The sequence below is a fragment of the Promicromonospora sp. NPDC059942 genome (genome assembly GCF_042731755.1).
In the GTDB taxonomy this organism is placed as follows: domain Bacteria; phylum Actinomycetota; class Actinomycetes; order Actinomycetales; family Cellulomonadaceae; genus Promicromonospora.
This window is the reverse complement of sequence record NZ_JBHWLR010000010.1, coordinates 117,700-127,541: the sequence shown is the minus strand read 5'-3', so window position 1 is coordinate 127,541 and position 9,842 is coordinate 117,700. Positions and strand designations below refer to the sequence as shown.

At 73.3% G+C, this 9,842-nt stretch carries 11 protein-coding genes; 5 read left to right on the top strand and 6 right to left on the bottom strand.

The features are described 5' to 3' along the window. Positions 1-68 precede the first annotated feature (68 nt). Complete coding sequence (locus tag ACFV9Q_RS17655; RefSeq protein ID WP_377235447.1) at positions 69-1,067, bottom strand: pseudouridine synthase; 999 nt, start codon at positions 1,065-1,067, stop codon at positions 69-71. 181 nt (positions 1,068-1,248) lie between these two features. Between ACFV9Q_RS17655 and ACFV9Q_RS17650 the strand changes: the two genes are divergently transcribed. Genes ACFV9Q_RS17650 through ACFV9Q_RS17640 form a run of 3 tightly spaced genes read left to right on the top strand, consistent with a single transcriptional unit; the run spans position 1,249 to position 3,294 of the window. Then, positions 1,249-1,830 carry a hypothetical protein gene (locus tag ACFV9Q_RS17650; RefSeq protein WP_377235446.1) on the top strand — a complete coding sequence of 194 codons (582 nt, stop codon included), beginning with the start codon at positions 1,249-1,251 and terminating at the stop codon, positions 1,828-1,830. After that, entirely contained in the window at positions 1,827-2,753 is a 927-nt protein-coding gene (locus tag ACFV9Q_RS17645) for a nucleotidyl transferase AbiEii/AbiGii toxin family protein (protein WP_377235445.1), read from the top strand. The genes ACFV9Q_RS17650 and ACFV9Q_RS17645 overlap by 4 nt, the downstream gene beginning before the upstream one ends. 58 nt (positions 2,754-2,811) lie before the next feature. Further along, on the top strand, positions 2,812-3,294 hold the full coding sequence (locus ACFV9Q_RS17640; RefSeq protein WP_377235444.1) for a glutathione peroxidase: 483 nt from the start codon (positions 2,812-2,814) through the stop codon (positions 3,292-3,294). A 6-nt stretch (positions 3,295-3,300) separates the two neighbouring features. Here the strand turns inward: ACFV9Q_RS17640 and ACFV9Q_RS17635 are convergent, their stop codons facing one another. Continuing rightward, positions 3,301-3,606 carry a hypothetical protein gene (locus tag ACFV9Q_RS17635; RefSeq protein ID WP_377230378.1) on the bottom strand — a complete coding sequence of 102 codons (306 nt, stop codon included), beginning with the start codon at positions 3,604-3,606 and terminating at the stop codon, positions 3,301-3,303. A gap of 142 nt (positions 3,607-3,748) precedes the next feature. Here ACFV9Q_RS17635 and ACFV9Q_RS17630 point away from each other — a divergent pair, with 142 nt between their 5' ends. Next, the gene (locus ACFV9Q_RS17630) at positions 3,749-4,219 is read left to right on the top strand and encodes a GNAT family N-acetyltransferase (protein WP_377235443.1); all 471 of its coding nucleotides are present in this window, start codon (positions 3,749-3,751) and stop codon (positions 4,217-4,219) included. A gap of 7 nt (positions 4,220-4,226) precedes the next feature. Here ACFV9Q_RS17630 and ACFV9Q_RS17625 read toward each other — a convergent pair whose 3' ends face one another. The 3 genes from ACFV9Q_RS17625 to ACFV9Q_RS17615 are packed head-to-tail and all read right to left on the bottom strand — an operon-like array spanning position 4,227 to position 7,355. After that, positions 4,227-4,868 carry a response regulator gene (locus ACFV9Q_RS17625; protein WP_377235442.1) on the bottom strand — a complete coding sequence of 214 codons (642 nt, stop codon included), beginning with the start codon at positions 4,866-4,868 and terminating at the stop codon, positions 4,227-4,229. Further along, a complete protein-coding gene (locus ACFV9Q_RS17620; RefSeq protein ID WP_377235441.1) occupies positions 4,861-6,174 on the bottom strand; it encodes a sensor histidine kinase in 1,314 nt (437 codons plus the stop codon). The genes ACFV9Q_RS17625 and ACFV9Q_RS17620 overlap by 8 nt, the downstream gene beginning before the upstream one ends. Before the next feature lie 38 nt (positions 6,175-6,212). Then, positions 6,213-7,355 (bottom strand): hypothetical protein, encoded by a 1,143-nt coding sequence (locus ACFV9Q_RS17615; RefSeq protein ID WP_377235440.1) that lies wholly within the window; start codon positions 7,353-7,355, stop codon positions 6,213-6,215. A gap of 125 nt (positions 7,356-7,480) precedes the next feature. Between ACFV9Q_RS17615 and ACFV9Q_RS17610 the strand changes: the two genes are divergently transcribed. After that, positions 7,481-8,242, top strand: a complete 762-nt coding sequence (locus ACFV9Q_RS17610; protein WP_377235439.1) for a class I SAM-dependent methyltransferase — start codon at positions 7,481-7,483, stop codon at positions 8,240-8,242. 87 nt (positions 8,243-8,329) lie between these two features. Here the strand turns inward: ACFV9Q_RS17610 and ACFV9Q_RS17605 are convergent, their stop codons facing one another. Continuing rightward, on the bottom strand, positions 8,330-9,721 hold the full coding sequence (locus ACFV9Q_RS17605) for a copper amine oxidase (protein WP_377235438.1): 1,392 nt from the start codon (positions 9,719-9,721) through the stop codon (positions 8,330-8,332). Positions 9,722-9,842: the final 121 nt, after the last annotated feature.

Genomic DNA, 9,842 nt, shown 5'->3' with positions numbered 1-9,842 from the left:
GGGGGGCCGTATCGCACAGATTCTTGCACCTGTCAGATCCTGGCGGACGTGTCAGACGCTCAGGTCCCTCAGGGGACCTGAGCGTCTGACACGTTCGGGGATGTCCGGGAGGCCCATTCGCTGAGCAACCGGCGGGACTCGAAGCGGCGCGGCAGGCCGGACAGCGGGTCCGTGAGCTCCAGGGAGCGGGACAGGAGCTGGAGGGGCCGGTCGAAGTCGTCGGGGTCGGTGGCGCGCAGCTCGGGCCAGAACGGGTCGTGCAGGATCGGCAGGCCGAGCGACGCCATGTGCAGCCGGAGCTGGTGCGTCTTGCCGGTGTGCGGCTCCAGGCGGTACAGCCCGAGGCCCCGGGTCTCGTCGACGGCGGAGAGTGTGATCAGCGACTCGGCGTTCGGCTCCCCCGGCACCTCCTCGGCGCGCGTGACGCCGCGCCGCTTCACGATGCGGCTGCGCAGGGTGACGGGCTCGCCCAGGGCCAGGCGCCCGTCGGACGGCGGCAGCGGCGCCACCGCCTCGTACACCTTGCGCACCTCGCGGCGGGCGAACGCCTCCTGGTATGCGCCTCGCACCTCGGGCCGCACCGTGAGCACGAGCACGCCGGCGGTGCCGCGGTCGAGCCGGTGGGCCGGGGAGAGCTCGGGCAGGTCGAGGGCGACCCGGAGCCGCACGAGCGCCGTCTCCCGCACCCACCGACCGCGCGGCATCGTCGCCAGGAAGTGCGGCTTGTCCACGACCAGCAGGTTCTCGTCCCGGTGGAGCACCTCGGGCTCGAACGGGATGCGGTCCTCGTGGGCGGGCGGGTCGCGGTACAGGTAGAGGAACCCGCGCGGCTCGTACGGCGTCGTCGGCGTGAGGGGTTCGCCGTGCCCCGTCACGACCTCGCCCAGGGCGAGCTTCTCGAACAGCCGGTCCGCGTCGTCGCGGAACCTGTCCAGCAGGTAGTCGAGCGCGTACGGGAACCGCACGACGACGTCGGGGTCGTGCGGCAGCACGATCCGCGTGGGGTTGAGCCCGTCCCGCACGGGCAGCGGAGGCCGGTGCTTGGCGGGGCCGGGCGTGCGCTTCACGCCGTCAACCTAACCCGCGCCGCCGCCCAGAGCATCACAGTCGTAGATGTCAGGTTGCCCATCACCAATAGTTGCCTAGCCTTGTCGTAGTGCTTGAGCCCCGATGGGCGGACGGACGTCTCGACGTACAGAAATGTCGACAGGTACGGTATACCTGTCGACATTTTGGTACGGAGGCACGATGACTGCCACACGACGAGTCCTGATCCGGCCCGGGTCCACCGCCGGCGGCAGCGCACCGTCCCGGCGCGCCGTCGAGAAGCTGGCTGCGTCCGGCGAATACGAACGGATCGCACCAGGCGCCTACGTCCCGACCGGCGCCGTGGACGACACCGTCGCAGCGTGGCTAGCCCTCACCACCCGGCGCCCGGACGTCACGATCTGCCTGATGAGCGCTGCCGGCATCCACGATCTGACGGACGAGATCCCGACGTCGAGCCACCTGGCGCTGCCCCGCCCCGCCCGGGCCCTGAGGACCGAGTTCGCCCCGGTCACCTGGCACTTCTTCGCCAAGGCCACGTTCGACGTCGGGCGTGAGACCTACCCGTTGCCCGGCGGGCTGTCGATCGGCCTGTACGGCGCGGAGCGCACGATCATCGACCTGTTCCGCCTGCGCCATGCCTACGGCGAGGACCTCGCGGTGGGCGCGCTCAAGGCGTGGCTGGGACGCCGGACGAGCCGACCAGGGAGCCTCCTGGCGATGGCGGAGAGGTTCCCCACGGCCCGCCCCGAGATTCGCCGCGTCCTGGAGGTGCTGCTGTGAACCGCGCGGTCCGACGGGGCACACCCGAGGCCGACGCGACGCTCGCGCTCCGCACGCTTGCTCGCGGCGAGGGCAGGGACGTCCAGGAGCTGCAGACGCTGTATGCGCTCGAGTGCCTGCTCGCGCGGATGGCATTGTCCGAGTTCCGGGACGACTTCGTACTGAAGGGCGGTGCGTTGCTCGCCGCCTACGCGCTCCGCCGCCCGACGAAGGACCTCGATCTGAGTGCGACCCGGCTCGCCAACGACATCGCCAGCGTGACCGAACGGCTCAGGACGATCTGCGAGATCCCGCTCCCGGACGGCGTCTCGTTCGACGTCATGTCGATCAGTGCGAGCGAGATCCGGGACGAGGACCAGTACACCGGGGTACGGCTGAGGATCTCCGGCGCGCTCGGGACCGCGCGCCTGCGGATCGGCATCGACGTGAGCTTCGGCGATCCCATCTGGCCCGCACCGAAGCTCGTACAGGTGCCGAGGCTGCTCAACTCCGACACCGACCCGGTGCTCGTGCTCGGCTATCCGCTCACCATGGTGCTCGCGGAGAAGATCGTGACGGCGGTCGAACGCGGTGAGGCCAACACTCGCTGGCGCGACTTCGCCGACGTGCACGCCATCTCTCGTCAGCACCGGCTGGACCAGGAGACCCTCAGGTCATCCATCCGCGAGGTCGCGCAGTACCGCGAGGTGGAGCTGCTCCCGCTCGCCGCTGCGGTGGGCGGCCTCGCCGCCGTCGGTCAGGAGCGGTGGACCCGCTGGGTTCGCCGGGTCGAGAGAACCGACCTCCCGGAGAGCCTCTCGGAGCTGCTCGGATCGGTGGCGCGTTTCGCCGATCCCCTGATCATCGGACCTGACCACCCGGCCACGTGGTCGCCGGACGAACAACGATGGATCGAAAGCGTCGGCGCCAGGACCCTGCCCTGACGGGTCCAGGGGCGCCGCAGGGTTCCGTTGACCCGGACAACGGGTGGAAGATGTCCGGGTGACCCTCTACGACATTCCCTTCCACACGATGGACGGCACCGAGATCTCGCTGGCCGACCACAAGGAGGACGTCGTCCTCGTGGTGAACGTGGCCTCGCGGTGCGGCCTGGCCCCGCAGTACGAGACCCTCGAGAAGCTGCAGAAGAAGTACCAGGACCGGGGTTTCACGGTGCTGGGCTTCCCCAGCAACCAGTTCCTGCAGGAGCTGAGCTCGAACGAGAAGATCGCCGAGTTCTGCTCCATGACGTATGGCGTCACCTTCCCCGTGCTCGACAAGATCCGGCTGAACGGGCGCCACGCGCACCCGCTCTACGTCGAGCTCAAGAAGACGGAGGACGCCACGGGGCACTCGGGCAAGATCCGCTGGAACTTCGAGAAGTTCCTGGTGCTGCCCGGCGGCGACGTGCGTCGCTACGCGCCGAAGACCCTGCCGGACGACCCGGCGATCATCGACGAGATCGAGGCGCACCTGCCCCGCTGACCGGCCTCACGAGCTCTCGCCCGCCGCGAGCGTGAGCCGCATCGCGACCGGCACCACGTCCGAGGCGTCCCCGAGCCAACCGGTCCAGACCCTGGTCAGGCCCAGCTCCCGTCCCGGTTCCGGCTCCACCGGCGTCAGCCGGTACCGGGTCACGAGCGGCAGCGCCGTGAGCTCGTTGACCGTCAGTATCTCGATGACCAGCACGTCCACCCGGTCCAGGCCGAAGGCGAGCCAGTCCTGTTCCACCCGCAGCGAGAGCGTGTCGAGCGCCGAGAGGCGGGACATCACCGCGCTGAATGCTGTGTTCGTCATGCACCCTTGACGCGCGAACCGCACCGAGGTCACAGCACTTCGGGAAAATGTTGCACGGCAATTTTCGCCCGCTCCCGTGCAGGTCCGGGACGCAAATCTCAGCGGTGGTGCCCGGGGTGAAGTGGAGCCGTACTCTGGGGCAATGGTCGAGAACCGGTTCCGGCAGGCCACGCCCGAGGATGCGCAGGCGCTCCTGGACGTGGAGCGCGCCGCTGGGATCGCGGCGCTGGGCCACATCTTCCCGCCGGGCATGTACCCGTTCCCGTCCGACGAGGTGCTGGCCAAGTGGCAGGCGGCGCTCGTCGAGCCGGGCGTCCGCGTCCACGTCCTGGACGACGCCGACCGTGCCCGCCTGGCCTGCTTCGTCGCCCACGACGAGCGACTGCTGCGGCACCTCGCGGTGCACCCCTCGCACTGGGGCAGTGGCCTGGCCCGGGCCGCCATGGACGTGGCGGTCGCCGAGATGGACGACCCCCGGCTGTGGTGCCTCGCCGACAACGACCAGGCGATCGGCTTCTACGAGCACCTCGGCTGGCACCGCACGGGCCGCCGCAAGACCTCGGACTACGCGCCGTTCCCGGACGAGATCGAGATGGTCCTGCCCCACGACTGACGCGGGACTACAGCTCCACCAGCCCCGCCCGGTAGCCCAGCACCACGGCCTGCGTCCGGTCGCGCGCCTGCAGCTTGGCCAGCACGGACGCCACGTGCGTGCGCACCGTCTCGACGCCGACCACGAGCGCCGTCGCGATCTCCGCGTTCGTCATGCCCTGCGCCACCAGCGCCAGCACCTCCCGCTCGCGCGGCGTCAGCGTAGGCGCGCCCGCCGTCGCGCGCGGGCGCGTGCGCACCAGGTCGCGCAGTGCCTGCGGGTACAGCAGGCTCTGCCCGACGGCGACGGTGCGGACCGCCTGCACCATCTCGTCGGCCCCGGCGCGCTTGAGCAGGAACCCCGACGCGCCGGCCGTGAGCGCGTCGAGCACGTAGCCGTCGTGCTCGAACGTGGTCACCACGAGCACCCGGGGCGGCTGCGGCAGCCGGAGCACCAGCTCGGTCGCGCGCAGGCCGTCGACGCCCGGCATCCGCACGTCCATGCAGACGACGTCGGGCCGCAGGCTCCGCGCGAGCTCGACCGCCCGCGCGCCGTCGCCCGCCTCCCCCACCACCTCCAGGTCGGGCTCGGCGTCCAGGATGAGGCGCAGGCCGCTGCGGACGAGCGGCTCATCGTCGGCGAGGAGCACCCGCACGGGGGCGTCAGGCATCGGGTTCCTTCCGGTCGGGGCGGACGGCGGGCGGGCCGACGGCGGACGGGCCGGCAGCGGAACCGCCGGGGTCTCCCGCCGGCGATGCCCAGGGCAGCGTCGCACGGAGCACCCAGCGGTCGCCGTCGGGCCCAGCCTCGGCCGTGCCGCCGAACAGCGCGACCCGCTCCCGGACGCCGGCCAGGCCGCGCCCGCCGGACCGCCCGCCGGCCGAGCGCCCGGACGCCGGAACCCCCGGGCGCCCGCCTGCGCGCACAGGGTTCACCGCCTCGATCAGCACCCGCTCGCCGTCCTGCCCCACGCTGAGCCGCACCGGTCCGGGCCCGCCGTGCCGGTGCGCGTTGGTGAGCGCCTCGGTGACGATCCGCTGGACCGTGCGGCTCAGCAGGGCGGGCAGCCCGGCCGGCAGGTCGACGTTCGCGCTCAGGTCGAGGCCGGCGCGGCGGTGGGCCTGCACGACGTCGTCCAGGGCGGGCGCGAGCGCCAGGGGCGTGGCGTCGTCGGCGTCGTCACGTAGGACGGCCAGGAGCTGGTCGAGCTCGGCGAGCGCCGACCGGGCCGTGTCCTCGATGGCCGCGAGGGCCTCGGCGGCCGCGTCGGGGTTGGCCGCGACGACGCGCCGTCCGGCCGCCGCCTGCACGCTGACGACGGTCAGGGCGTGACCGATGCCGTCGTGCAGCTCCCGCGCGAGGCGGGTGTGCTCGGCCTCGCGCCCGGCACGGGCGAGCGCGGTCTCCATCCGGTCGTGCGCGGTGGGGCCGAGCACCCGCCCGGCGAGCGCGGAGGCCGCCGCCCCGAGCGGCCAGGTGGCCGCGAGCGCCAGCAGCCCGACGACGGCGCACGCCGCCAGCCGCAGCACCGCCTCGACCGCGCTGGTCGGCAGCGGGAACCCGGACCCGAACGGGCGCCCGGCCACCGTCTCGACGGCGATCAGCACCGCGCCGGGGAGCACGGCGAACAGGCAGACGGCGACGAGCATCCCGGTCACCAGGTGCAGCACCACCCAGCCCGCTGTCCGGACCCGGTGGGCGAGGCGGGGCCGGGCCGGGACCACGAGCTCGGCGTCGACGTCGAGCAGGGCGCGCGCGGCCGTGACCTCCAGCTCCCGGGCGCCCGGGACCAGGCCGAGCCCGACGGCGGCGGCGACCGCCACGACGACGACCACCCACGCGGGCGGCTCCGTGACCGCGGAGAACAGCAGGCTGTACACGAGCAGCACGAGGGCCAGCCCGATCGCCGCGCCGAGCATGTGCCAGGCGAACCGCCGGGCGAGGTACCGCGCGAGGTGCCGCGTCGTCGCCTGCATGCCGTCATCCTCTCCGGTCGCCGGGGCCGCCCGCCAGGTCATACGGCGGCGACGCGGTCCCGGCCCGCCGCACCGGGTTCGAGCCCCGCCGTCGGACCGGCCTCGGCTCGGCCGGCCTCGACCCGCTCGGCCTCGACCCGGTGCGCCACGTAGCCCCAGACCGCGAGCGCCAGGGCCGGACCCCAGTACCAGCAGGGGAAGATGATCGCGCCCCACAGGCCCTGGGCCAGGGACTGCTCGCCGAACATGATCAGCATGGGGACGGCCGTGAACGTCACGGTGGCCGCGATCAGGCCGCCGGGCACGGCGGCCGCGGCGATCGGCACCCGGCGTCCCGCCAGGCCCGGCATCCACCGCGGGAACACCTCGCCCCACGGCCGGATCAGGCCGAGAGTGAGGAAGACGCCGAGCCAGGCGCCGCTGGACAGCGTCAGGCCCCAGATCCGGGTGGACAGGTCCAGGCCCTCGCCGAACTGGGGCCACGGGGTGAGCCAGCTCAGCCGGACCAGGGCGTACGGGAGCGGGCCGGTGGCGGCCACGATCGTGATGGCCCGGCGGTGCCGCACCACCCAGGCGGTCGCGCGCTCCAGGACGGACGTGCCGGCCAGCGCCTGGACGCCGACGACGGCCCAGAGGCTCCCGACGGCGATGAACAGCAGGGCGGCGACCAGCACGGTCTGCTGGGCGGCGAGCCCCGCGCCCAGCAGGGCCGCGATGCCCGCGAGCGCGTCGCGCGCGAGGAACCCGCCCACGGCGAGCGCGGCCAGGAGCGGCACCCCGACGGCCCAGCGCGCCACCCGGTACCGGCGTACGACCTGGACGAGCAGCACCACGATCGCGACGGGCATCGCCATCGCGACGAGGTAGCCCACGGTGGACAGCGTGCCCGCGCTCTGCAGCACCAGGCCGAACACGAGCAGCTGCAGCGCGGCGGCCCAAGCCCGTCCCCGCGCGCCGAGGGCGCCGGCGAGAGCCGCGATCCCGGTCGCCACCCCGGCCAGGGCGGCGACGGTGTGCACGGTGGTCACGACGTCGGGTCGGACGAAGCGGGCCAGGAGCGCGGTGTCCGCGCCGTCGTACAGGGTGGGCAGGAGCCCGGACATCCAGGCGATGCCGAGCAGCGCCGCGGCGCCGCTGGCGATGGTGGCGCCGAGGAGCGTGGCGCGCGTGAGGCGTGACATGACGGTTCCCTCCGGTCGGTGGTGCGGTATGCCTCCACGCTCCCGTCCGCGGCCCGGGTCGCCCCTCCCCCGGTCGGGGGATTTCCGCTGGTGGACGGGGGATCCCCCGGGCTACGTTCGCCGGCATGACGTTCGAGGAGCAGATCGCCGAGGGAGTCGCCGTCCCCACCGACGGCTGGGACTTCTCCTGGTTCGCGGGCCGGGCCACCGAGGAGCGCCCCGGGTGGGGCTACGTGCGCCTGTGCGGCGAGCGCCTGGGTCGCGCCGACGCGGCCCTCGACGTCGACACGGGCGGCGGCGAGGTCTTCGCCGAGGCCCTCTCACGGGCGGCCCGCGTGCCCGGCGTTGTCCGCGCCGTCGAGGGCTGGGCGCCGAACCACCGGCTGGCGTCCGCCGCGCTGGCGCCGTTCGGCGGCGTGGTCACCCTGGTCGACGACGGCGCCGCACCGCTCCCCTACGACGACGGCGCGTTCGACCTCGTCGTGAGCCGCCACCCCGTCTCGTTCCCGTACGCCGAGGCGGCGCGGGTGCTGGCGCCCGGCGGCACGCTGCTGGTCCAGGAGGTGGGGTCGGGCTCGAACCGGGAGCTGTACGAGTTCCTCATGGGCCCGCAGGCGAACGGCGACGCCGGGTACGTGGAGCGGCTGCGCGGGCGGGTGACCGGGGCAGGGCTCGACGTGGTCGACGTGCGCGACGCCCGGACGCGGGTGGAGTTCTTCGACCTGGCCGCGGTGGTGCACTTCCTGCGCAAGGTCCTGTGGACGGTGCCCGACTTCACGGTCGACAGGTACCGCGACCGCCTGCGCGCGCTGTACGACCACATCGCGGAGCACGGGTCCTTCGTCTGCCACAGCCGCCGCACCCTGGTCGAGGCCAGGAAACCCTGACCACCCGGCTGACTCGCGGGTCCGGAATCGCCGAGTCAGCCGGCTGGTCGGACCACCCCGCTGACTCGGCGGGACGGGGACGGCGGGTCAGTCGGCCGGGTGCGCGTCCGGCTTTCCGTTCACCTTCTCGCGGGCCGACGGCGGGTCGGCGCGCTGCGCCGTCAGGTCGCGCGGCGTCAGCGTGAACCCCTGCCAGTGCATCTCCATGGGGCTCTGGTCCTCGTCGCGCGCCACGTGGTGGAAGCCGACGGCGACCCACGTGACGACGTCGGACAGCTCCGCCTCGTCCTGCGCGAAGTCGAGCACGCCCGACCCGCAGGACCCCTCCTTGTTGGCCGTCGCGTAGAGCTGGCAGTCGTCCGCCTCGGTGAACGCGATCGCGTAACCGCCGTCGTCGCCGCCCGCCGGGCCGTCGTGGTGGTGGTCCTGGGTGAGCTGGAAGGGCGTCGTCGCCCCCAGCTCGACCTGGTACGAGATCTCGTGCCCGTCCGCGTTGAGCACGTCGGGGTTGACCACGCGCCACCAGCGCCGGTCGGCCGCCGTGGCCGTGCCCTCGCGCGGGATCCGGGTCAGGGCCCCCTCGACCAGCGGCGCCCGCGGGCCCACCTCGCCGGTCGGCGCGGCGTCGTACTGCTCCACCACCTGGCCGCCCTGCCCGCCGAGCGCCCAGTGCACCCGCCAGACGGCGTTGTGGGAGTGGCTCGTGGCGTAGTCCGTGTCGCCGGGGCCGACGGGCCAGCCGTGCGCCGGGTCGTCCCCGTAGTCCTCGGGCGACAGGTCGCCGGTCGCGCCGAGGTCGGACCGGATGCTGCCGTCGCCGCCGAACGTGTACTGGCTGACGTACTCGTACCAGCCGACCTTCGAGATCGTGGAGAGCCGCAGGTCCGTGCGGCGGGCCACCTCGGTGCCCGTCGTGTCGCCGCTGCGGTACGCGATCCCGCCGTCGACCACCTCCTGGCACAGCACGGCGCGGCGCTCACCGCCCCCGCCCATCGAGCCGTCGCCGATCTTCGGCACGTACGTCTCGAGCCGTTCGCCCAGGCACTCCGGCTCGGTGAGCGTCATGATGTGGCTGCCGCCGAAGCCCTGGGTCGTGATGTCCTCGGTGTTGCGCAGGCCGGTGTCGTACGGCACCTCGAGCTGCCCGATGGACAGCTCGGCGAGCACCTGCACCGGCTCGTCGCCGGCGGGCGTGAAGTGCACGTCGTCGAGCACCAGCCCGCGGCTGGCGTCGATCCGCCAGCACATGGTCCACGTGGAACCGCTGAGCAGCTGCTCCGTGACCGGTTCGTTCTCCGCGCACCGCACGTGCGCGCTGCCCGACGCCCGCGAGTCCTCGCCCCGCGGGGCCGGCGCGGCAGGCAGAGCCTGTTCCACCACCGTGATCGCGGCCACGACGAGCGCGACGATGGCGGTCGCCGCGACGATCGCCGGTATCAACCTGCGCCTGGACGACACCTCGCGCACGATTCCCCCCATCTCGGTTCCCGGCCCCCTGCGGGCCCTGACAGGACCGGAACCGGGGGGGGGGGGTGGCGCGGGGGGAGTGCGGCATCCCCTGCGAGCCCCCGGCGTTTTTCCCTTCTTCCCTATTGCGGTA